This window comes from Rhodococcus pseudokoreensis, from assembly GCF_017068395.1.
Classification (GTDB): Bacteria; Actinomycetota; Actinomycetes; order Mycobacteriales; family Mycobacteriaceae; genus Rhodococcus_F; species Rhodococcus_F pseudokoreensis.
In genome coordinates this window covers 5,041,477-5,064,098 of sequence record NZ_CP070619.1, presented here as the reverse complement: position 1 = coordinate 5,064,098, position 22,622 = coordinate 5,041,477, and the positions used below count along the sequence as shown (strand labels likewise).

General features: G+C 64.4%; 16 protein-coding genes and 3 pseudogenes. 15 read left to right on the top strand and 4 right to left on the bottom strand.

Annotation, left to right across the window (positions count from 1 at the left end; genetic code table 11):
• The first annotated feature begins 14 nt into the window (after positions 1–14).
• From fgd to JWS13_RS28310, 4 genes and pseudogenes are all read left to right on the top strand, one after another.
• The gene (gene fgd / locus JWS13_RS28330) at positions 15–1,028 is read left to right on the top strand and encodes a glucose-6-phosphate dehydrogenase (coenzyme-F420) (protein WP_206008746.1); all 1,014 of its coding nucleotides are present in this window, start codon (positions 15–17) and stop codon (positions 1,026–1,028) included.
• A gap of 446 nt (positions 1,029–1,474) precedes the next feature.
• Positions 1,475–1,558 (top strand): annotated as a pseudogene (locus JWS13_RS28320) (3-hydroxyacyl-CoA dehydrogenase family protein); the annotation flags it as partial.
• Between the two features lie 100 nt (positions 1,559–1,658).
• Entirely contained in the window at positions 1,659–3,824 is a 2,166-nt protein-coding gene (gene tkt, locus JWS13_RS28315) for a transketolase (RefSeq protein ID WP_206008745.1), read from the top strand.
• Positions 3,825–4,167: 343 nt separating this feature from the next.
• On the top strand, positions 4,168–6,540 hold the full coding sequence (locus JWS13_RS28310; RefSeq protein WP_206008744.1) for a serine/threonine-protein kinase: 2,373 nt from the start codon (positions 4,168–4,170) through the stop codon (positions 6,538–6,540).
• 26 nt (positions 6,541–6,566) lie between these two features.
• On the opposite strand, the gene JWS13_RS28305 is transcribed toward JWS13_RS28310, so the two are convergent.
• The gene (locus JWS13_RS28305) at positions 6,567–7,193 is read right to left on the bottom strand and encodes a TetR/AcrR family transcriptional regulator (RefSeq protein ID WP_206008743.1); all 627 of its coding nucleotides are present in this window, start codon (positions 7,191–7,193) and stop codon (positions 6,567–6,569) included.
• Between the two features lie 141 nt (positions 7,194–7,334).
• On the opposite strand from JWS13_RS28305, the gene JWS13_RS28300 reads away from it, so the two are divergent.
• A complete protein-coding gene (locus JWS13_RS28300; RefSeq protein WP_206008742.1) occupies positions 7,335–8,567 on the top strand; it encodes an oxygenase MpaB family protein in 1,233 nt (410 codons plus the stop codon).
• Here JWS13_RS28300 and JWS13_RS28295 read toward each other — a convergent pair.
• Positions 8,552–9,058, bottom strand: coding sequence for a mycothiol transferase (locus tag JWS13_RS28295; protein ID WP_206008741.1), 507 nt, complete (start codon positions 9,056–9,058; stop codon positions 8,552–8,554). The two genes, JWS13_RS28300 and JWS13_RS28295, sit on opposite strands and share 16 nt — an antisense overlap.
• Positions 9,059–9,273: 215 nt before the next feature.
• On the opposite strand from JWS13_RS28295, the pseudogene JWS13_RS28290 reads away from it, so the two are divergent.
• A pseudogene (locus JWS13_RS28290) lies at positions 9,274–9,426 on the top strand (transposase); the annotation flags it as partial.
• Positions 9,427–9,715: 289 nt separating this feature from the next.
• Here JWS13_RS28290 and JWS13_RS28285 read toward each other — a convergent pair.
• Positions 9,716–10,804 (bottom strand): acyl-CoA dehydrogenase family protein, encoded by a 1,089-nt coding sequence (locus tag JWS13_RS28285; RefSeq protein WP_206008740.1) that lies wholly within the window; start codon positions 10,802–10,804, stop codon positions 9,716–9,718.
• The gene (locus JWS13_RS28280; RefSeq protein ID WP_206008739.1) at positions 10,804–11,982 is read right to left on the bottom strand and encodes an acyl-CoA dehydrogenase family protein; all 1,179 of its coding nucleotides are present in this window, start codon (positions 11,980–11,982) and stop codon (positions 10,804–10,806) included. Before JWS13_RS28280 ends, JWS13_RS28285 begins: the two co-directional genes overlap by 1 nt.
• 241 nt (positions 11,983–12,223) lie before the next feature.
• Here JWS13_RS28280 and JWS13_RS28275 point away from each other — a divergent pair, with 241 nt between their 5' ends.
• The 9 genes and pseudogenes from JWS13_RS28275 (at position 12,224) to JWS13_RS28240 (ending at position 22,397) form a co-directional block, all read left to right on the top strand.
• The gene (locus JWS13_RS28275) at positions 12,224–12,991 is read left to right on the top strand and encodes an IclR family transcriptional regulator (RefSeq protein ID WP_087556177.1); all 768 of its coding nucleotides are present in this window, start codon (positions 12,224–12,226) and stop codon (positions 12,989–12,991) included.
• Positions 12,992–13,534: 543 nt separating this feature from the next.
• Positions 13,535–14,079: pseudogene (locus JWS13_RS46500) on the top strand (IS1634 family transposase); the annotation flags it as partial.
• A 257-nt stretch (positions 14,080–14,336) separates the two neighbouring features.
• Positions 14,337–15,986 carry a flavin-containing monooxygenase gene (locus tag JWS13_RS28270; protein ID WP_206008734.1) on the top strand — a complete coding sequence of 550 codons (1,650 nt, stop codon included), beginning with the start codon at positions 14,337–14,339 and terminating at the stop codon, positions 15,984–15,986.
• Entirely contained in the window at positions 15,983–16,279 is a 297-nt protein-coding gene (locus JWS13_RS28265) for a Dabb family protein (RefSeq protein ID WP_083849750.1), read from the top strand. Before JWS13_RS28270 ends, JWS13_RS28265 begins: the two co-directional genes overlap by 4 nt.
• A 64-nt stretch (positions 16,280–16,343) precedes the next feature.
• On the top strand, positions 16,344–17,213 hold the full coding sequence (locus JWS13_RS28260; RefSeq protein ID WP_206008732.1) for an SMP-30/gluconolactonase/LRE family protein: 870 nt from the start codon (positions 16,344–16,346) through the stop codon (positions 17,211–17,213).
• A 223-nt stretch (positions 17,214–17,436) separates the two neighbouring features.
• Positions 17,437–18,885, top strand: coding sequence for an aldehyde dehydrogenase (locus JWS13_RS28255; RefSeq protein WP_206008730.1), 1,449 nt, complete (start codon positions 17,437–17,439; stop codon positions 18,883–18,885).
• A gap of 115 nt (positions 18,886–19,000) precedes the next feature.
• A complete protein-coding gene (locus tag JWS13_RS28250) occupies positions 19,001–20,254 on the top strand; it encodes a CaiB/BaiF CoA transferase family protein (protein ID WP_206008728.1) in 1,254 nt (417 codons plus the stop codon).
• An 810-nt stretch (positions 20,255–21,064) separates the two neighbouring features.
• On the top strand, positions 21,065–21,265 hold the full coding sequence (locus JWS13_RS28245; RefSeq protein WP_087556168.1) for a tautomerase family protein: 201 nt from the start codon (positions 21,065–21,067) through the stop codon (positions 21,263–21,265).
• 331 nt (positions 21,266–21,596) lie between these two features.
• Positions 21,597–22,397 carry a crotonase/enoyl-CoA hydratase family protein gene (locus JWS13_RS28240; protein ID WP_206008726.1) on the top strand — a complete coding sequence of 267 codons (801 nt, stop codon included), beginning with the start codon at positions 21,597–21,599 and terminating at the stop codon, positions 22,395–22,397.
• Positions 22,398–22,622 lie beyond the last annotated feature (225 nt).

Sequence of the window (22,622 nt, the reverse complement as noted above, 5' to 3'; positions counted from 1 at the left end):
AGCAGGAAACGCACATGACCGCAGAACTCAAGCTCGGGTACAAGGCGTCGGCGGAACAGTTCGGCCCACGTGAACTGGTCGAACTCTCAGTGCTCGCCGAAAGTCATGGACTCGACAGCGCCATGGTGAGCGACCACTTCCAGCCGTGGCGGCACAAGGGTGGCCACGCCCCGTTCTCCCTGGCGTGGATGACGGCCGTCGGTGAGCGGACCACGAGGATCCAGCTCGGCACTTCGGTTCTGACACCGACATTCCGGTACAACCCCGCAGTCATCGCTCAGGCGTTCGCCACGATGGGCTTGCTCTATCCCGGACGGGTGATGCTCGGGGTCGGCACCGGTGAGGCGCTCAACGAGATCGCGACGGGGTTCGAAGGCGATTGGCCCGATTTCAAGGAACGCTTTGCCCGCCTGCGCGAATCCGTGCAACTCATGCGCGAACTGTGGAAGGGTGGCCGGGTCGACTTCGAAGGTCAGTACTACCGCGCCACCGGGGCCTCGATCTATGACGTTCCCGTAGAGGGCCTTCCGGTGTACATCGCGGCAGGCGGTCCGGTCGTCGCCCGCTACGCCGGTCGTGCAGGTGACGGATTCATCTGTACCTCCGGTAAGGGCATGGAGCTCTACAACGACAAGTTGATGCCAGCCGTCGCCGAGGGCGCACAGAAGGCCGAACGGAAGCTCGAGGACATCGATCGTCTGATCGAGATCAAGATTTCCTACGACACCGATCCCGCACAGGCACTGGAGAACACCCGATTCTGGGCGCCGCTGTCCCTGACACCCGAGCAGAAACATGACATCACCGACCCGATCGAGATGGAGGCCGCCGCGGATGCGCTCCCCATCGAGCAGGTCGCGAAGCGGTGGATCGTGGGCGCCGACCCGGACGAAGTGGTCGAGGCGATCAAGCCCTACATCGACGCAGGGCTGAACCATCTGGTCTTCCACGCTCCCGGTCACGATCAGAAGCGCTTCCTCGAGTTGTTCGAGCGTGACCTGGCACCCCGGCTTCGCAGGCTCGGCTAACTCACCCCAACCCGTCACCGCACCGTCCAGCCAGACACCGCGGTGACCGTCACCACACACGTCCAGCCATAGACAGTGTGATGACCGTCTGCGGCGCACCAGGTGTTCGGCCCTACGATGTGGCTGGAAATTCCCACCACTCACCCGGGCCGTTCGCCATCGCCTGGTGCGCCGCCGTACGACTTTTCACCGGGCACCCAACTACTCTGCCCGAGAGCCGATCCAGTCGCTCGACCAGCCTGATGCCCAAGGAGATCACGTGAAGAAGGTGGGCGTCATCGGCGGCGGAATAATGGGGAAGGGATGGCGGAAGTAGTTGCACGAGCCGGTGTTTCAGCGACCATTTTCGAGCGCGACATCACCTCGGCCAATGCCGCAACGGACCGTACCCAGTCGTCCCTCGCCCGTGCCGTCAAGTCTGGACGACTCGACAGCAATGCCAGCACAGCCCGCCGCCGTTGTTACACCGCATGGTCGATGCCGGTCGTCTGACTGAGAAGACCGGCCAGGGATTCTACTCCTACACATAGTCCAGACCGCCCGTCGAGAAATGGACGGCCAGAATCAGTCCCGGCACCGGCCGCGATCGAGTGCCCATATTTCCCACCCCGCAATAGGAGACTTCTGCCCGTGTCGATCACAGACGACATCCACGTCCTCACGCAACCGGTTCATCCCGCCGACTGGACCGAACTGGACACCAAGGCCGTCGACACCATCCGGGTGCTCGCCGCCGATGCAGTGCAGAAGGTGGGCAACGGCCACCCCGGCACGGCCATGAGCCTCGCTCCCCTCGCCTACACCCTCTTCCAGCGCGTCATGCGTCACGATCCCACGGACGCCGACTGGATCGGCCGCGACCGGTTCGTGCTGTCCTGTGGACACTCCAGCCTCACCCTCTACATCCAGCTGTACCTCGCCGGCTACGGGCTCGAACTGGAAGACCTGGAAGCGCTGCGCACCTGGGGCTCGAAGACCCCCGGCCACCCCGAGCACGGCCACACCCGCGGCGTCGAGATCACCACCGGTCCGCTGGGTCAGGGTCTGGCCTCCGCCGTCGGCATGGCCATGGCCGCCCGCCGTGAGCGCGGCCTGTTCGACCCCGAGCCCGCGCTCGGCGAGAGCCCGTTCGATCACCACATCTACGTGATCGCCTCCGACGGCGACATCGAGGAGGGCGTCACCTCCGAGGCGTCGTCGATCGCCGGTGTGCAGCAGCTCGGCAACCTGACGCTGATCTACGACGACAACAAGATCTCCATCGAGGACGACACCGCCATCGCGCTGTCCGAGGACACCGCCGCCCGCTACGAGGCGTACGGCTGGCACGTGCAGATCGTCGAGGGCGGCGAGAACGTCGTCGCCATCGAAGAGGCCCTGAACAAGGCCCGCGAGGTCACCGACAAGCCGTCGCTGATCCTGCTCCGCACGATCATCGGCTTCCCCGCCCCGACCAAGATGAACACGGGCGCGGCGCACGGCGCCGCCCTCGGTGCCGACGAGGTCGCGGCCGTGAAGAAGGCGCTCGGTTTCGATCCGGACAAGACGTTCGAGGTCGCCGACGACGTCATCGCGCACACCCGCAAGGTCGTCGAGCGCGGCGCGCAGGCGCACAAGGAATGGCAGGCCCAGTACGACGAGTGGACGCAGCGCGCCCCCGAGGGCAAGAAGCTGCTCGACCGCCTGATCGGGCGCGACCTGCCCGCCTGCTGGGCCGACGTCCTCCCGACGTGGGAGCCCGATGCGAAGGGTCTCGCCACCCGTAAGGCGTCCGCCGCCGTGCTGAACGCCGTCGGACCGGTGCTGCCCGAGCTGTGGGGTGGCTCCGCCGACCTCGCGGAGAGCAACAACACCACCATCAAGGGCGCCGACTCGTTCGGTCCCAAGTCCATTTCCACCAGCATGTGGAACGCCCAGCCGTACGGTCGCACCCTGCACTTCGGGGTCCGCGAACACGCGATGGGCTCGATCCTCAACGGCATCGCCCTGCACGGGCCGACCCGCCCCTACGGCGGCACGTTCCTCGTCTTCAGCGACTACATGCGTCCCGCCGTGCGGCTGGCCGCGATCATGAAGACCGCGGTCACCTACGTGTGGACGCACGACTCCATCGGACTCGGCGAGGACGGTCCCACCCACCAGCCGATCGAGCACCTCGCCGCGCTGCGCGCGATCCCCGGCCTGTACGTCGTGCGGCCCGGCGACGCCAACGAGACCGCGCACGCGTGGCGCGCCGTCCTCGAAAAGGGCGCCGACGAGGCCACCCGCGCTCCCGCCGGTCTCGCCCTGACCCGCCAGGACCTGCCGGTCCTCGAGGGCACCAGCTACGAGGGTGTCTCCCGCGGCGGGTACGTCCTCGCCGACGCGTCCACGGGGGCACCGGAGGTCGTGCTGATCGGCACCGGCTCCGAGCTGCAGCTGGCGGTCGCCGCCCGCGAGGCCCTCGAGGCCGACGGCATCCCCACCCGGGTCGTGTCCATGCCCTGCGTCGAGTGGTTCGACGCCCAGGACCAGGCCTACCGCGACGGTGTGCTCCCCCCGACGGTCAAGGCGCGGGTCGCCGTCGAGGCCGGCATCTCCATGCCGTGGTACCGCTTCGTCGGTGACGCAGGGGAGATCATCTCCATCGAGCATTTCGGCGCCTCCGCCGACCACAAGACCCTGTTCCGCGAGTTCGGCTTCACCGCCGAAGCCGTCACCGCCGCCGCACAGCGCTCACTCGCACACGCCAAGCGCTCTCTGCACGCTCCGCCTCCGCTGACGCGCAGTTCTACCGCAGCGACCGGAGCGAACTGACTACGCACACAGCGCCTGACTCCACACGCAAACCTCTCAGTTCTGGTCCGTTCCGTCGTGAATGTGACTTGGTGGAGCGGGGCTCCATCGAGATGCTCGGGGCGGAATCAGAGGTGATGAAGGGCCCTCGAGCGTGACTACCTGCCCGTTCAGTTCGTGGAGGTACCAAGGACCACATCATCGCTCGCCATAGGGTGAACACCCCTCGCACTGGTTCCGGACCCGCCGGGAACCCGGGAAGGCCGGCCCGTTGTTCCGTACCCTTCGCGCACCGTCAGGAATACCCTGGCAAGTACACCCCCATGCACCTCCCGGAATCCGCACCGCCCGGAATCGGACCGCCATGAACGATCGCCCGCCGAGTGATTCGACGGTCGCGTCTGGGCCGCCCGCCGAACTGGGTCAGGACACCCAGCTGCCGCTGTCGACGACGTCGGGCGCCGAATCGGTGTTCGTCGTGGAAAGCGGGGTCGAGCGCCTGGTCGCGGATTGGGAGTCTTCCGGTTCGCCGGCCGAGCTCACCGAATATCTCCCCGACACGGCTGCTATCAGGCGGGCCGCGCTGATCGAGCTGATCAAGGTCGACCTCGACTACCGGTGGCTGCGGTCGGGGAGCCCGAAGCGCATCGCCGACTACTGCCTCGAATTCCCGGAGCTGCTCGCGGAACCACTGCCACCGGAACTCGTCTATCTGGAGTACCGGGTCCGCCGTCAGAGTGGCGCCGACGTCGATCCCGCCGAGTACGTCGCCGAGTATCCGCACCAGGCGGCCCGGTTCGAGACCCTCCTCGAACACGACCGCCGCATGGACCGGAGGACCATCACCGCGGAACTCGGTCCGGGCGACGACCTCGACGTCGGTGAGCGCCTCGACGATTTCGACCTGATGATGGAACTCGGTCACGGCGCGTTCGCGCGGGTGTTCCTCGCACGGCAGCGTTCGATGCAGCGGTGGGTGGCGTTGAAGATCTCCCGGAACATCGGCAACGAGCCGCAGACCCTGGCGCAGCTCGACCACCCGTACATCGTCCGCGTCTACGACCAGCGGGTGCTGGAGGACCGCCGGCTGCGGGTGCTGTTCATGGAATATGTGCCCGGCGGCACGCTCCTCGACGTGGTGCGGCTGGTCCGCAAGACCCCGCCGGAGCAGCGATCCGGACAGCTGCTGCTCGATTCGGTCGACCGGATCCTTGAGGAGAGAGGCGAGATCCGGCCCGAGTATTCGAGTGTTCGAGACGAGATCGCCGCGCTGTCGTGGCCGGAGACGGTCGCGTGGATCGGGTTGCGGCTCGCCGACGCGCTCGACGACGCCCGAAAGCACGGCGTCCTGCACCGCGACATCAAACCGGCGAACGTGCTGCTGGGGCTCGAAGGAATCCCCAAACTGGCCGATTTCAACGTCAGTTCGAGCGACAGCGTCGAGAATCGCGGAGCCGGCGGATTCATCGGCGGATCCGTCGCCTACATGTCGCCCGAACAGCTCGAGGTGATCGACCCGAGCATCCACCGGACCGCCTCCGACCTCGACACCCGCAGCGACATCTTCGCGTTGGGCGTCATGCTGTGGGAACTGCTGACCGGGGCGCGGCCCTTCCCGGACGACGACGGGACCACGTCACCGCCGACGCCTCAGGCTCTTCTCGAGTCCCGACGCCGGGGCGTGGACCCGGAACGATCCGCGCTTCCCGAGGACTGTCCCGCCGCACTGCGGCGCATCCTGGTGAAATCGCTCGCGCCCGACCGCGACGACCGGTGGTCGAGCGGCCGGAAGCTGACGCGGCAGTTCGCGCTGTGCCTCGACCCGCACGCCCGCGATCTCGTCGACCCGGCACCGGGAAGCGTGCGGTCCACGATGTGGCGGTGGGCGCTTCCGATCGTGATCGCCGCCGTCGGCATGCCGAACCTACTGGCAGCCGGATACAACTACTACTACAACAAAGTGCTGATCATCGCGACGCTGCCCGTCGAGGCGCAGCAGGATCTCGAGTTCGTGCACCTGGTGATCGGCGGGATCGCATTTCCGCTGGGCGCAGTGCTCATCGTCTACTGGTGTCGACTCGCGCTCACGGTGCCGCGAGGTCTCCGAAACGGCAGAACCTACAGTTCCGAGGTGCTGGAGAAGGCACGAGCCACGACGCTCGGACTCGGCCATCGCGCGGTCGTGGTCAGCTTCGGGTTGTGGGTCGTCGCCGGCGTCGCCTACCCGGTCGCCCTGGAGATCACCGCCGGCGGGATTTCGTTGGGCGCATACACGCAACTCCTCGCGTCCCTCGCCGTGTGCGGGGCGGTCGCGCTCGCCTACCCCTTCTTCATCCTGACGTTCTACGCGGTGCGGTGCCTCTACCCGATCCTGCTGTCGCACGGCGAGTTGCGCGGAAGCGACGGCCGCAACATCCGGGCCCTCGGCCGAAGCATGCCGCGGTACCTCGCCGTCGCGGCGGCCGTCCCGTTGATCGGGGTCGCCGGACTCAGCTTCGTCGGTGGAACCACCGGCGACGCCGTGAACGCGACGGTGCGCGCGCTGTGTCTGGGCGGCATCTTCGCCTTCATCGCCGTGTACCAGTTGTTCCGGCGGATCGAGAGCGATCTGCGTGCGCTCGAAAGGGTCGTGTGGCTGGAGGTGCCGGGTCGCCGACCGAGCGGCGGCGGTAGGAACGCAAAAAGAAGGCCCCTGACGCTGCCGGGTCGGGGTCCGACAGCGCCATGGGCTCACTAGGTATTTCTCCCGAAGCCCCCTCCGCGTTACACCGCGCGTGTCGCGTGCCCGGCGAGGCCGCCCATCGTCATGTCGTAGAGGACGGTGGCCAGCTCGTTTCGCCGGTCGCGGAGGTCGCGGCGGAGGTATTCGAGGCTCACCTCCCGGTAACTGACGGTGAGCACCAGCAGCAGCGCGTCGAGGTCGACCCCCGGACCGATCGCGGACGGATTCAACGTCACATACGTACGCAACAGGTCGCGGCACCGTTCCTCGATGCGGACCGAACGGTGAGCGGTGAGGGCCAGGTGCGGCGCGTCGTTGAGCAGCGAACCGAGGATGTCGCGATACCTGTCCAAGACGGCGAGAAGCTGGGACTGAAGCGCCGCGTCCTTCAGGAACGTGCCCTTCGCGACGGCCTGCTCGAGCTGCGTCCCGAACGTGGCGGTGGTTTCTTCCATGATCTTGTCGATCAGGACCTCGATGATCTCGTCCTTGTTCGCGAAGTACTGGTACACCGATCCCTTCGAGATGCCGGCGGCCTCCGCGATGGCGTTCGTGCTGCAGCCGGTGTACCCCTTGGCCCGCAAAACCTGACCAGTTGCCGACAGGATGCGCGCGACCGTCTCCTGCGACCGCTGCTGGGAGGGGTCTTTCCGCTGGCCAGTGCCCATTCGCTGAACCCTCCCGATCTGCCTCACAATGCGACTTGTACCCGTCCGATCAGGTGGGGTGAACTGTAACTCACAGCCCCTCCACCGGGGGCTGAGGCACAAAGACGCCCCCTTCTCGACTACCGAATCGAGTGCACCGCAATGACAGAAACCCAGTCCCGGGAGTCGGCGCCCGGCTTCTCCGACTTCACGCCGCCGCGGCGGTTCGACATGGACTCGGAGTGGGGTCGCCGCTCGATGCGGACGCTGTCGCGATTCGTGCACGGCGACCCGACGCCCACCCCGGCGGAGCGGGAACTTCACGCCCGTGCGGTGGTCCGTCAGGACGAGATCGGTGCCGCACTGGCGCGGGCCGTCCTCGTCGACAAGACCGTGACGATGGCCCAGTTCTCCCGGGCACTCTCCGACGGCATCGACAGCGTGCCCGACGCCGCGACGCCGCTGGTCGCCTTCTTCGACGCAGTGGACAGTCGGCCGTCGTGGGTCGACGACCGCCGCCTCGAGCACGGGGCCGCCGTCTGCCTCCGCAGCGGCATGACCGGACTCGACCTGCTCGCGACCGGTTCCCTCATGAACGGCTACCGCAGCGCCGCCACCTCCCGCCAACTCGTGGCCACCGGCAGGCTGGTCGGGGAGGGCGCCGGTCAGCGCGTGGCCGAGACCGTTCGGTGGTGGTACGAGTGTGTCCTGCCCGGCGGCATGGATCGCGACCGCCGGGGCTGGCAGTTGTCCGTCCACGTGCGGTTGATGCACGCGTTCGTCAATCTGACCCTGCTGCAGGACGAGAGCTGGGACGTGTCCGACTGGGGCATGCCGATCAACCAGTCGGATCAGGCCGGGACGCTCGCCCTCTTCTCGACGACGTTCCTCGTCGGACTTCGATCGCTGGGGGTGTGGGTCTCCGCCGACGAGGGCCGCGACGTCATGCATCTGTGGCGGTACATCGGCTGGCTGATGGGCATCGACGAGCACTGGCTGGTCGACGACGAGAACACCGGACGCCGCACCATGTGCCAGATCGGGATGTTCGCTCCCGGCCCCGACGAGAACTCGAGGGTGCTGGCCGACTCACTGCAGAAGTCGTGGGCCACGTTCCACTACCCGCACGCACAGTCCCTGCGCCGCCGGCTCAACCGCCAGCGCCTGCTCAGCATCCAGCGGATGTTCTCCGGCAAGCGCGGCATGCGAGAACTCGGGTTGCCGGTCGTGCCCGCCTGGTTCGCTCCGCTGGCGCTGGTGCGGAACGGGACGCTGCACGGTGCGGCCCGAGTGAGTCCGGCCGTCCGCGAACGCGTCGGCCGACGCTCCCGGCGGCGAGTGGAGGCGTGGCTCGCCGCCAACGAGACGTCGTCGCGGGTTCAGCGGCGCTCGTAGATGCCGCGGACGTACGCCGCCTGCCCGGCATGCTGCAGATCGTCGGAGACGACGCTGATCAACCGGACACCGAGAGTGACTGGCGGATCCCAGTTCTCGTCGACGATCCGGTCGAGGTCGTCCGGCCCGATCGTCTGGACGTAGTCGACGGTGCGGTCGTGTACGGCATCGTGATACTCCCGCAGGAGGTCGGTGCCGGTCCGCACCTTCGCGACCTCGTCCGCGGAGTGCCCGTAGCCGATGTCGGCAACCGGGAACGGGAGGTCGAGGCGCTCCACCCACCCGCCGGACGTCCACACCTGCGCGGTGCCCGCGACACCGGCGACGTGGTCGTCCTGCACTCGCGTCAGATGCCAGATCAGCCAGGCGATCGTGTTCGCCTTCGCGTCCACCCGAAACGTGAGGGCGTCGGCGGGGAGATCGGCAAGCGTGGAATGCACGGTCTCCTGAATGCGATCGAAGGCGTCGGTCAACAGCGCGCTATGGTCCACGATCTTCCTTTCGTCGTGTTCACATCACGTTCCACTATGACCCCCGCGGGCTCACAGAACCGGCACGACATGTCCCCAGTACCCCGTGCGGCCGCTGACCACCACGGCCGGGCTACACCGGTGACGACCGCCGAGCGTCACGGCTTCCGGAGATCGCGGTATGCGTGAACTCGGGTACTGATCGTCTCGGTCAGGTCGGTGACCGTGGCCGCGGGTATCCCGTCATGTTCGTCGATGCCATCCACGTCAAGATCCGCGACGGTCAGGTCGCCAACCGGCCTTTCTATGTCGCGATCGGCGTCACCACCGCCGGAGAACGCGAGATCCGCCCCCGCGAGCGGGAGGTACCCGCAGGATTGTGGGCCGGAGTTTCGTGCTGCTGCCTGAGGTTTTCCCACTGATCGGCGTGTCGTTGATCTTCGACGTGTAAGCCCGCTGTCGCCGTGTCCGCGGGGGTCGATGTGCAGATCCCGAAGGCAACCCCGGCACCGGGTGTGGTGACGTGGTGTCGGCGATCGATGTCGCGGCTGCCGCGGTGGTGGATCGGTTCGGTGTGGGCGGAGGTGTGAGGGTGTCGGCCTGTGGTCGGCTTCTGTGTTCGGCCTCGAGTAGGGAGCTGAAGGCTCGGCTGCGGAAGAGATCGTGGCGGTTCCGTTTTCATGACACGGACCTTGCGATCACGGCGTCGAGGTACCGGCTCGCGGCGTCCTCGACGCGGGCGCCCTCGGCGACTATCGGCCACGCACCGTCCATGCCGCCGAGAATGGCCGCGCGGGAGAGGAACCCCTCCCAGAACGCCGGTGCTCCGAACTCGCCGCGCCACTGCAGGGCGGGAAGGGTGACCCGGTGCAGGGTGTGCTCGTGGGTGGTCCCGATCGCGCCGTGCACCTGGTGGACGTTGCGCACCGCCACGGCCAGGGCCTGCGAAACGACGCTGCGCGCGACCGCAACGCGGAACTGGGACAGCTCGCCGTCGAGGTCGTCGGTGAGGGCGTCGGCGAGCGCGGTGTCCACGGCAGCGCGGGCCAGCACAAACTCGGCGGCGATGTCGACGACGAGGTTCTGCACGGACTGGAATTTCGCCAGGGCGCGACCGAACTGGCTGCGGGCGGTGGTGTGCTCAATCGCCGAGGCGAGCATGCCGTCCATCGCGCCGACGCACTGCAGTGCGCGGGCGAGCGCGCCGCGCAGGACGTACGCCTCGACGGCCGCGGCGGATACGGGTGACCAGGAGATGCCCTCACCGACGGTGACAGAGCCGGTCGGCACTGCCGAGATGCCCTCAATGGTAGTGATCGTCAACCGGTCGGTTGGCACGTCCGCGAGCTCGTGGGTATCGCCGGCGGGGCGCACGCACACGACGGTGGCGGTGGCACCGGCCCACGGGACACCGTGCGCGGTCCCCGAGGAATCGAGCAGCGCGACGGTGGCGGTGGAGTCGGACGAGTCGTCGATCCCGGCGGCGCGCCGGAGCGGCCCGGCCAGCAGGTCAGTCTCGGCGTACGGGACGGCCACACCGGCGGCAGCCGCGGTGCGCAGGAGCGCGGCGGCTTCGGCCCACCCGGCTCCGCTGCCCCCGGCGTCCTCGGGTGCGGTGAGCCGGGCGACGCCGACCTCCCGCAGAGTCGACCACACGGCGTCGGCGTCGTGCCGGACGTCGGGGCCCGAGAACCCGGAGACGACGTCGGAGAGCATCGTCTGCAGGTCCTCGTCGACGGAGAGGTCGACGGTCGTGGCGGTGGTCATCAGCGCATCCCCAGTCCCCGCGCGATGACGCCGCGCAGAATCTCGTTGGTGCCGCCGCGGAGCGTGAAGCCCGGGCGCTGGTGGAGGCCCGCGCGCAGCAGGCCGTGGATCTCGGCGACCGCGGCGGTGCCGTTCGTGCCGGCGAAACCGGGTGCAAGCTCGTCGCCGAGCCGGGTGGAGACGGTGTCGACGATGTCACCCTCGGTGGCGGTGCCGAGCAGCTTGACGAGGGCTGCCGGGGTGTCGGCGGGTTCACCGCGCTGCAGCGCGCCGGCGATGTTCTGGCTGAGGTTGTGCAGTCCGGCCATCCGGGCCACGGTCCGGCCGAGGTCGCTGCGCTCGGGCAGGGCTCCGGTGGAGATCGCACCGATCTCCGCGGCGAGCAGGCGGAACGAGGAGAGGAACCGTTCAGGGCCGCTGCGCTCGAAGGCGAGCTCGGAGTTGACCTGTTCCCAACCGTTTCCGAGGGTGCCGAAGACCATTGAGTCCGCCACGAAAACGTCCTCGAGCACGACCTCGTTGAAGTGGTGATCCCCCGAGAGGGAGACGATCGGCCGGATGGTGACGCCCTCGCTGCGCAGGTCGACGATGAACTGACTCAGACCCGCGTGACGGTACGAGGTGTCGAGCGGTTCGGTGCGGCACAGCGCGATGAAGGCCTCCGCGTGCTGGGCCCCGGAGGTCCACACCTTGGTCCCGGTGATCCGCCAGCCGCCGTCGACCTGAACGCCCTTGGTGCGGACACTGGCCAGGTCGGAGCCGGAGTCCGGTTCGGACATGCCGATGCCGAAGCAGCACTCGCCGGCGGCGATGCGGGGCAGGTACTCGTGCTTCTGCTCCTCGGTACCGTAGCGAAGCAGGGACGGGGCGATCTGTCGGTCGGCGACCCACTGCGCGGCGACAGGGGCGCCCACGGAGAGCAGTTCCTCGGTGACGACGAAGCGCTCGAGGTGGGTTCGGCCGCGGCCACCGAACTCAGTGGGGATCGTCATCCCGACCCAGCCGCGTTCGGCGAGGCGTCGGGTGAAGTCCTCGTCCCAGCGGGTGAGCCAGGTGTCGATCCAGGGTATGAGCCGCCCGGCGTCGACCTCCTCGGCGAGAAACGCGCGCACTTCGGCACGCAGGGCGTTCATCTCATCGGTCGCCACCGTGGTCGGTGGCGCGAGAGTCGAACTCATGGGGCCTCCTGATGAGTCCTGCCCGGGCGGCGCCCGGGCGATCGGGGGTCGACGGTGCCGCTGTTCGGAGAGTGCGCACAGTCAGATCAAGGGTCAGTCCAGACCGCGGGGTCGCCCTGCCGCGGAGGACGCCCCGCATCACTTGGCAAGTGTCACAGAAACACCCTAGATACACAATAGTGAAGCAGATTACGTATATACGCTATCTGTTGAGCGCGGAGGCCGTTGCTACGCTTTCGCAATGACGGAAACTTCTCCGGCCGCCGGAGCCGTACCTTTCGAGCAGGTCCCCGAGCGCCCCCGCCATCGCATGATCGACCGGGTCGCGGCAATCCTCGAACTCGTCGCCCGGTCCGGTGCCGGTCTCACCCTCACAGCCGTGGCAAAGGCTCTCAACGCCCCGGTGAGTTCGGTGCATGGGCTGCTCAACGGTCTCGTCGCCGTCGGCTACCTCGACGAGCGCGACCGTATCTACACCCTCGGTACAGCTCCCTACCTGCTCAACGTCATCGCCGGACGCCCCCCTGTCACGTCGATAAGTCACGAACAACTCCAGCAAGTGCACGCCGAGGCCGGACTGACCATCGCGCTGTCCACCTCGGTGGGCGACGACCTGTTCTACGTTGACCACGTCTCCTCTGAACCGGAGTACGCGTACCTGGCAGAGAACCGCCTGCGGCGCTCCCTGCTGCGCACGTCCGCGGGGTGGCTGCTACTGGCCGACCGCGAGCAGCGCGACATCTGGGCCTACCTCAACTCCCGCCCAGTGGCCGACGCCGATTACATCGAGCAGTTCCTCTACGCCCTAGAGGCACTACGGGCCACCGGCGTGTGTGCAGCCCCGGGCGTGGCTGTCGAACGCGGTGACGGCGTGTCGGTGGCTCTCCGGGAACGCGGCCGAACCATCGCCACACTCGGTGTGGTCGGCGTTCGCGAGACGATCATAGAGCGACGCGACGAGCTCGCTGAGATATGTCTCCGGCACGCCGAGGAGTGGGGCTTTCGCTGACCTCTAGGCGCGCGACTCCGTGCAAATGCCGAGTGCACGAACGTTCTCACAGATGTAGGACGAACGCGATCTCCCGTGTCAACGCCCCTGATACTTGTTGGCGCGTTTGCCCGCGAACGCCGCCAGCGCCTCACGGTGAACCTCGGTGTGATGCGCGAGCGCCCACAGAGCGGCCGACAGCTCGAGAGCAGTGACTCCAACGGCTGGTGCTGGGACTCCCGCAACAGGAGAGCTTCGTGCCACTGGGGTCGTTCCCGGTGCGGCGAAGAACGCGCGGGGCGAGGCGAGCCGCAGGTTAGTCGAGCACGGAGTCGCAGGTCCGCGCGGGCGGGGATGCGGTGGTGCGCTCGCACTCCAGCGAGGTCCTGTGGGCCGACCTGGCCGGGACGCACTAGGCGCTGGGGTTCGATGAGATCGGCGATGAGACATTCAAAGTCGCTAGACTAGTGTGCGCCCGACTGATCGAGCCGAATAGCAAACTCGACACGACCGGGCGCTCCAAGACATCGGCGTCCAGGCACCCCCCCAAAACACGATCAACGCCAACCCGCGGGGCTGTCGTTCATCGTCGCCTCCCGAAACTCCAAGGCCCCCAAGGAACTCGAGGATCACTTCGGCCGCTGCGGTAACACTATCGCCGAAGGTGACACCGCGGAGCCGACCCGCTCGATGGGCCAGGGCCCTGACCGGCGCGACCGCAGGGTGGTGTGGCACTGAAGTGGCAGCGCGCCCAACGCGACCGGCGCACCACTAACGCGCAGATCGACCGCACCCAGCGCGTAGGCGACCGGGCAGAACCACTACGAAGGTAACGATCCGTCGAGGTCACCGGACAGAGCGTCATCCTGGATGAGGCATCAATCGAGCGGGCCCGCCAGTCCGCCGGCCACAAGGGCTACGTCACCGACATCGAGCCGACCTCGATGGTCGGAAAGGCGGTCGTGGCCGCCTATCACAACCTGCAGACAGTCGAGCAGTTCTTCCGCCTCGCCAAGTCCGAACTGGAGGCCTGACCGGTCTTCCACCGCACCCGCGAGTCGATCGAGGCGTACCCGACCATCGTGCTCGCCGCTCCAGCCATCGCCCGCCCGCACCGCGCGGCCAACGCAGCGAAACACTACTGAAGCGCCCGTGTTTTACGTAATTATGAATTATTCTCTTTAGTTGCGGACTTGAAGCCTGAAGCCTATGGTGTACACCACATCCCAAGCGAGACTCGGTCGCAGTCACACAGGTTCCAGGTCTCGCTCCCCTCCAGCTCGTTCGGCCCTCTAATCACCTCTGATCAGAGGGCTACAGCGAGCGGCAACCCTGCCCCATCTCAGCGTTCGAAAGGTCCAAATCGATGACCGCAATCCACGCTCCAAAGAACGACCCGGCACAGTCTGCAGAAACACCTACCTATGACGTCATCGTTGTCGGTGGTGGTTTCGGTGGCATCTATCAGCTACGCCATCTTCGGGACCGGGGATTCTCTGTGATCCTCCTTGAAGCCAGTGGCGGTTTCGGCGGGGCATGGAGTCTCAATCGCTATCCGGGAGCAAGGGTGGACAGCCACGCACCGGTATATCAGTTCACTGACGAATACCTCTGGAAGGATTGGGACTTCTCGCAGATGTACCCCGATCATGAGGAAATGCGTAGCTATTTCAATTATGTTGATTCCAAACTGGACCTGAGCAAGGACAGTCGATTCAACACTAAGGTCGTGGGCGCGACGTTCGACGAAGAGCAGCGGATGTGGAACCTCGAAACACAGGACGGAGCCACTTTCCGGGCAAGGTTTGTGGTGTTCGCGACAGGGTCGACCACGGAACCCTACACACCATCCATCCCAGATATGGATACGTACCAAGGAGAACTGGTTCATACCGCCCGATGGCGTTCCGATCTGGACATGACGGGAAAGCGCGTCGCGATTATCGGAACTGGCGCAAGCGCTGTTCAGGTAGTGCAGGAAGCAGGCCCAGTAGTCGAAAACCTCACGGTTTTCCAGCGCACTCCGAATATTTCGTTGCCTATGCAACAGAAGTACTTGGATGATGAGGAACAAGCTGCCCTCAAGAGCAAAATGCCCCATGTTGCCGCGAAATGTCGCGAAACCCACGCAGCGATCGACTACGACTTTGACCCCCGGAGCGGTGTCGAAACCCCAGAGGACGAGCGCAATGCTGTCTTTGAGCGCCTATGGAATCAGGGCGGATTCGCATTCTGGCTGGGAAATTTCTCGGACTATCTATTCAATGACGAAACAAATGCGCTGACATATGAGTTCTGGAAGAACAAGATCAAGCCCCAGATCAAAGACCCAGTCAAAGCAGAGCTGTTGGTCCCAGAAATCGCCCCTCATCCCTTCGGAGCCAAGCGGCCGGCCCTCCATCAAAACTATTATGAGGTGATGAATCAGACGAACGTCGCTCTTGTCTCCACCAAAGAGACCCCGATCGTCGGATTCACCGAAACTGGGATTCGCACAGCCGACGGAGTCGAGCACGGCGAGTTTGACATTATCGTTCTCGCCACAGGCTTCAACAACAACACCGGCGCACTAACCTCGATCGACGTTCAGAACGCGAATGGCGTCACTTTACGTGACAAATGGAGCCAGGGCGTAGACGCGTACCTCGGAGCAGTCACAGCCGGGTTCCCGAACGCCATTTTCGTCTACGGTCCCCAGAGTCCTGCTGCATTTGCGAACGGGTCCACGAACGCCGAGCTTCAGGGCGAGGTCATGGTCGACTTTTTCGAATTTCTTCGGACAAACGGACTCACCCGTTTCGAATCGACAGTTGAAGCGGACAAAGCTTGGACCGCGCACATCAACGAGACCGACGACACGGCGCTATTCAATCGGGCGAAGTCTTGGTACAACGGGGGCAACATTCCGGGCAAGAAAATGCAGATGCTGCAGTATCTAAACGGCGTGCCGACATACTTGCAGTTCTGGCAGAAGGAAAAGGAGTCCGGATATACCGATGGGCTGACCGTGTCATGACTTTTCATCACTTGGTCGCTATATCATGGACCCGGTCGATCGATGACTCGAATATATCGGCTTTCGCAATTGCGCTTGATCAGCTGTCCGCCGAATGTACAGAACTGCTACATGCCTACGCTCATGGAAGAGACATCAGTTCGCGCGACGTGAGCAGCGACTACGGGATTTCCGCTGCGTTTCATGATCCAACAGGCTATGCCGAGTACGACGTGCATCCTGCTCATATTCGCGCAAAGGAGCTGCTCTCCAAGTTCGCGGCGAAATACACCGTAGTGCAATTTGAGGCGTGACTAGCGCCTAGGATGCGTTAACCCGAAGCTGCAATCGCCATATCTACCACCGAAAGGGCAGGCAATGAAGAACCATTCACTGCAGACAATATCCAGTGGGCATGGCTACCTCGAAGCACCACGCTGGCACGATGGTCGACTATGGGCCAGCGACTTTTTTGGCAAGCACGTCCTACATTTCGAAGAGGACGGCAGCCACACTGCATTCGCGACGCTCGAAGAGTCACCGTCTGGGCTCGGTTTCCTACAGGATGGATCGGTCTTAGTGGTCCTCTTGGATCCGACGAAGAAGAAAGTTGTGCGAATCGCGTCCGACGGATCCGTCAGCGAGTACGCCGATATCGCGCATATCGCCCGCGGAATGGCAAACGACATGCTGGTATCGCCGTCCGGACATGCCTACATTGGTAACTTTGGCTTTGACCTCGGGGCTGAGGATCCGAAGGCAACAACTTTGGCCCACGTAACACCCGAGGGCAACGTAAGCAGAGTTGAAGGCGATGCGATATTCCCGAACGGAGCTGCTCTTAGTGCGGACGGTCGAACTTTGCTCCTCGCAGAGACTTTCGGTCACCGGATTGATGCTTTTGACGTAAACGCCGATGGTTCCTTGACTAATTTCCGAGTGTGGGCACAACTCGACGAGAGCATGCACCCTGACGGGATTGCACTGGACACCGAAGGTGGCGTCTGGTTCGGCAATGGCCTGACCAACGGTCCGGAGAGCGGCTTCTATCGCGTTGAGGAGAACGGCGAGATCACCGATTCCGTTCTCGTGCCTGACGCCTGGGCTGTTGCGTGCACGTTCGGCGGATCAGACCTGGATGTGCTGTACATGTTTTGCAATGCGACCACTCTCGAGCAGTTCGGTGAAGGTAAGTCACAAGGCACCGTCCGCACCGCGCAGGTGAATCGACGTGGCGTCGCACAGTAGGCCGGCCTGATCTCCCTAGATGTGGGTCGTCCGTACGGAGTTCGATCGGGCCCGAGACGGCCCGATCGGTACGGTGCCGAGCAGTCATCTAGTCATTCGCTTCGACTGTAGACGCTCCAGCGCTTTGCCCTTCGTTTTGGCTGCGGCAGCGTATTGACCGTAATCGTCTTTCGTAAGCAACCTTGGAAGACAAGGTATATAACCACTTCAGAGAGGTTACATTATGCCCCCAGCCGGTGGCGCCGACCGCAGACAGTTTTATATTAACGGGCAGTGGCGAGAGGCTGTCGACCCAGAATTATTTACTATTGTAGAAGCAGCAACCGAGCGGCCGCTGGGCGTTGCCGCAATGGGTGGTTCTTCGGAGATTGACGAAGCTGTTTTGGCCGCGCGGGCGGCACTCGACAACGGCCCCTGGGGGCGTTCCACCCCGCACGAACGGGCCGAGACTATGCGGCGGTTCGCCGATAGCCTCGAGCGCCGAGGAGAATCCACCGCGCGCTTGGTCAGTCAGCAGAATGGCATGATTAGGCCTTTATCGATTATCAGTAACGCTGCGGCCCCGGTAGCGATACTGCGTTCGATGGCTGAGCTCGCCGAGGCACGGACTTTTGAGACTCGCCGCCCCAGCAAGAAGGGGCACACCATTGTGCGGCAAGAGCCAGTCGGTGTTGTTGGTGCAATCGTTGCGTGGAACTATCCTCAGTTGCTGGCTATGGCCAAGATCGCTCCTGCTCTCGCCGCTGGGTGCACTATCGTTTTGAAACCAGCCCCCGAAACTGCGCTTGACGCCTACGTGCTCGGGGAAGCGGCGGAAGATGCAGGTCTGCCGCCTGGAGTCCTCAACATTGTTGCTGGTGGCGTTCGCGCGGGCGAGGCCCTTGTGGCCCATCCGGGTGTGGACAAGATTGCATTTACCGGGTCAACGGCTGCAGGGCAGGCGATAGGCGAGGCGGCAGGCCGGTCCCTCAAAAGGGTATCGCTCGAGCTCGGTGGCAAGTCGGCGGCCGTTGTGCTCTCTGATGCGGATCTGGATGTCTTCGCTAGGAGCCTGGACGACGCTGTGTTCAAGAACGGGGGACAGACGTGCACCACAAACTCCCGTATCTTGGTTCCCCACGGTCGTTCCCGGGAAGTTCTAGATGTCCTGGCTGCCTACGTGGATGATCTGGCGATGGGGGACCCACTTGACGACGCGGTCACTTTGGGCCCTATGGTGAGCGATCAACACCGAGAGCGAGTTAGAAACTATATCCGGCTCGGGGAGTCTGAGGGATTCCAGCTTGTCCGTGGCGGCGCCGAGCCGCCTGATGGGCTGACGCGAGGGTGGTTTGTTTCGCCTACTATTTTTGGAGGCGTGGACAATGACAGTCGACTGGCACAGGAGGAGATATTCGGTCCTGTCATCTCCGTTATCCCGTACGGGTCGGAGGATGAGGCCGTTCGTATCGCAAATGACACCGTCTTCGGTTTGGGCGGGGTCGTCTTTACTGAGGATCACGAGCATGGCCTAGATATCGCGTCACGTATCAGATCTGGCACAATGGGGATCAATTATTTTTCGATAGACATGGGCTCCCCCTTCGGTGGCGTGAAGCACAGCGGAATTGGGCGGGAATTCGGCCCTGAGGCGCTGGATTACTATCTTGAATACAGGTCCATCTATGTCTAGTCGCCTCGGAGCCTTCCGACCCCACTCCCTGTTCAATTGGATGCCTAGAGGCTTCATGATTTACCTTCCCCCTCGGCCGGCCCGACCCCGTCAATACCCACCAGAATGAGCAGCCATGACCAACTCGACAATCAACGCCCTTTCGGCCGACGCCTGGGACGCCTCTTCCAATTCAGCCGCGCTGCCTCCGCGGACTGGCGCGCTCACAGACATTCGCGTCGTCGACCTGTCGCGGGTGCTCGCCGGACCACTGTGCGGGCAGATGCTCGCCGACCACGGTGCGGACGTAACGAAAGTAGAGCCACCAGCTGGCGACGAAACCCGCGGTTGGGGCCCGCCGTTCGTCAGAGAAAACCACAGCACGTACTTCGACGGGCTCAACCGCAACAAGCGCAACATCAGCGTCGACCTACGAATCGAGGAAGGACAGCAACTCCTGCGCCGAATGCTCGCCGAGGCCGACGTCGTGATCGAGAATTTCAAGGCCGGGACGCTCGAGAGGTGGGGCCTGGGCGACGACGTACTCGCCGCGGAGTTCCCGCGCCTCATACACTGCCGGATCACCGGGTACGGCACCGACGGGCCGCTTGGTGGCGCGCCCGGCTACGACGCAGTGCTTCAGGCACTGTCCGGGCTGATGAGTATCAACGGCGAAGCTGACGGCGAGGCGATGCGGATCGGGATCCCGCTGGTGGATATCATCACCGGCCTCAATGCAATGAACGGCATCCTCATGGCGCTGCACGTGCGGCGAGAGACCGGGCGCGGGCAGCTTGTCGACCTCGCGCTGCTCGACAGCGCGGTGTCGATCCTGCACCCACACGCCGGCAAATGGTTCGCTACCGGCGTCGCGCCGGAACGCACCGGCGTCGCCCATCCCACCATCTGTCCTTACGAGACGTTCGTCTGCAGTGACGGACCGTTCTTCATTGGTGCCGGCAACGACCGGCAATTCCGCTCGCTCGCCAAGGCGTTGGACGCGCCCGGGCTCGCCGAGGACCCGCGGTTCAGGACGAATACCGATCGTATGGCGAACGCAGTACAGCTGCGGAAGGTCCTCGGCGGACTCATCGGCGGTTGGCAGCGCGAGGCCCTGGCCACCGCACTTCGACTGGCCGGTGTTCCCTCGGGGGCCGTGAACAACGTCGGGGAGGCACTCAACCTTCCCCAGGTGCGGCACCGAAAAATGGTGATCGAATGCGACGGGTACCGAGGCGTCGGCGTACCGGTAAAGCTGTCCGAGTCCCCCGGTTCGGTGCGATTCGGCCCTCGCCACCGCGGCGCCGACACCGATGATGTTCTCGCCGAGCTCGGATTTTCCGAGAACGAGGTTGCGTGTCTACGCGGCTCCGGGGTATTGCCGGAGTAGCGGGGCCGCGACACCCGTGAATTCCGTCATTCAGGAGCGTTCCGAGGACGGAATACCGATTGCAGCACAGTGGATACGAACTCCGGTCCGTTGTCCATCCGCAGCACCAGCGGCGGTCCACCCCACAGCGCGAACGCCTTGTCCAACTCGATCCAAGCGAGCCATCGAACCGGTCTGGAAGTAAGCGATCATTGAAACCTTCGTCGTTCCACACTGCCATTCGTGGTCCCCGTCCAAGACACCGAGCAGCACCGCATACTCGGGAGGCTCGAAGTAGCGGCCGGAGTACGGTTCCAGCAGCACATGCTTCTCCGTGAGACGGACCTGCCCGAGCCCGTCGACTCGCAGAAGTCGCGCCGTCGGCCACCCCTCCCGCAGCTTCTCGGCGTCGTCTCGCAGTGCGGCGGGGCGGTCGAGGCCACCACGCGACGCCGGGCCAGTCGTGATCGAGTTCGATCATAGAGTCACGCCCAATCTCGTAATGGTGCTTCACAATTGCTCAGACGACTCATGTTCGTACCCGCGCGCTTTAGCCCCTGGCACCGTACTACCGGCGTCATCAACGCGGTTATTCCACAGATGATCTTATCTACAATGAAAAATGGCTGTCTGAAACTTACTTGACTGCAAGCTAAGTGACACGGCAAACCAACTTTGTATCATCATATTCGTTGCACCCCAACCTTTTTAATCGATACCCAAGACTGTTACCCTTGGCCGTGGCACGGTTCTCGCCGATCAACTGATCTCGATTAGCGAAGTGGCTTGTCGAGTGCCTTTCCCCATCAAAAAACCCTCGAGGAGCACGCTATGCCGCTGTTGCATGTGACCCAGACCCCCGGCCAATCCGCCGAAGCGAAGCGTGAGCTATTGAAAAAGCTGACTGCTGCATACGTGGACGCGACAGGAGCGAAACCGGCAAGTGTCTGGGTGACGATCGAAGAAGTGTCGAAGGACGATTGGGCCATCGGCGGTGAGACTCTGACCGAACGAGCCTTGAAGCCGGCCTGACCGACTTTCGGCGAGCGACTCCGACTTCTCGTTCGGCCACCTCGGTCGCGCGAGAGGCCGGAACCCACCCTCGGTTCTCACCGAACGTCGGCGCCCTCGACCAACTGGACGTGGTGCCCTCCGCTCACCTGCTGAGCGGAGGGCACCACGTCGAGAAACTCGTCGATGCCATCAAATGTTGCGGAAACGGCGTAGTCGGCGTTGCCGTCCTTGATTCCGAGATCTCGGCCGTGGCGATACTGAACAACCTGCGGACTGCAGCCGAAGTCGGGACCGACAACTATAAGTCAGTCATCATGACTGATTGACCCTCACACAAGGAGCAACTTTCATGGATGATCCCGTTCTCGTCCAGCGCGACGGTGTTATCGAGACCTGGACAATCAATCTGCCCGAAGAACGCAACCCGATCTCCGGCGAGGACGTGATCGACGCGCTCGTAGCGTGCGTGGCCGCTGTCAATGCCAGCCATGAGACCAGAGCAGTCATCGTGACGGGCGCCGGTTCCGCGTTCTCGTCCGGCGGTAACGTGAAGGACATGGCGGAAGGCCGCGGGCTCTTCGGAGGCAAGCCTCACCAGCAGCGCGAGGGGTATCGGAAGGGAATTCAACGTATACCTCGGGCCATGTACAACTGCGACGTCCCCCTGATTGCGGCAGTGAACGGCCCCGCAGTCGGCGCCGGCTGCGATCTCGCGCTCATGTGTGACATGCGGATCGCCTCCGACACGGCCTTTTTCGCAGAAAGCTTCGTCAAGCTGGGTATTATTCCCGGGGACGGTGGAGCGTGGTTGCTGCCACGCGCGATCGGCGCGGCCCGCGCCGCCGAGATGACGTTGACCGGGGACCGCGTCAACGCGGCGACTGCACTGGAATGGGGGCTGGTCTCCCGGGTCGTCGCCCCGGAGCAGCTGCTCGACGAGGCGCGCGGGCTGGCGGAGCGCGTAGCGGTCAATCCGCCGAACTCGGTGCGGATGGCCAAGAAGCTTTTGCGTGAATCACAGCATCTGAGTCTCGATAGTTTGCTCGAGTTGTCTGCTGCCATGCAAGCGCTGTCCCATCACACCGCCGACCACCGGGAGGCCGTTAGCGCGTTCATGGAGAAGCGTCCGGGTTCCTTCACAGGTAAGTAGCAACTGAATCGCTCGAGGCTGGGTCGGTATTACCGGAGAATGACCGCTCAGCCGCCCGCGAGCTCAGTACGAGAACCACGAACGAGCAGATCTATCACCGCCTGACCCACTGACATGCGCTGGCCGTGGAGGCAGTCGTTCACGGGCGTTCACGTGCGCGCCGCCCAAGTCGCCCCACCGGCCCGCGAACCCGCGGATAGACAGCGCAGTGAAACCGTGGCTACA

Coding starts and splice junctions, on each gene's coding strand:
- JWS13_RS28280 (WP_206008739.1), bottom strand. CDS start 11,982: ATGAGTTCGACTCTCGCGCCACCGACCACGGTGGCGACCGATGAGATG.
- JWS13_RS28260 (WP_206008732.1), top strand. CDS start 16,344: ATGAAGAACCATTCACTGCAGACAATATCCAGTGGGCATGGCTACCTC.
- JWS13_RS28250 (WP_206008728.1), top strand. CDS start 19,001: ATGACCAACTCGACAATCAACGCCCTTTCGGCCGACGCCTGGGACGCC.
- JWS13_RS28245 (WP_087556168.1), top strand. CDS start 21,065: ATGCCGCTGTTGCATGTGACCCAGACCCCCGGCCAATCCGCCGAAGCG.
- JWS13_RS28275 (WP_087556177.1), top strand. CDS start 12,224: ATGACGGAAACTTCTCCGGCCGCCGGAGCCGTACCTTTCGAGCAGGTC.
- JWS13_RS28305 (WP_206008743.1), bottom strand. CDS start 7,193: ATGGGCACTGGCCAGCGGAAAGACCCCTCCCAGCAGCGGTCGCAGGAG.
- JWS13_RS28265 (WP_083849750.1), top strand. CDS start 15,983: ATGACTTTTCATCACTTGGTCGCTATATCATGGACCCGGTCGATCGAT.
- JWS13_RS28285 (WP_206008740.1), bottom strand. CDS start 10,804: ATGACCACCGCCACGACCGTCGACCTCTCCGTCGACGAGGACCTGCAG.
- JWS13_RS28255 (WP_206008730.1), top strand. CDS start 17,437: ATGCCCCCAGCCGGTGGCGCCGACCGCAGACAGTTTTATATTAACGGG.
- JWS13_RS28270 (WP_206008734.1), top strand. CDS start 14,337: ATGACCGCAATCCACGCTCCAAAGAACGACCCGGCACAGTCTGCAGAA.
- JWS13_RS28240 (WP_206008726.1), top strand. CDS start 21,597: ATGGATGATCCCGTTCTCGTCCAGCGCGACGGTGTTATCGAGACCTGG.
- JWS13_RS28310 (WP_206008744.1), top strand. CDS start 4,168: ATGAACGATCGCCCGCCGAGTGATTCGACGGTCGCGTCTGGGCCGCCC.
- fgd (WP_206008746.1), top strand. CDS start 15: ATGACCGCAGAACTCAAGCTCGGGTACAAGGCGTCGGCGGAACAGTTC.
- JWS13_RS28300 (WP_206008742.1), top strand. CDS start 7,335: ATGACAGAAACCCAGTCCCGGGAGTCGGCGCCCGGCTTCTCCGACTTC.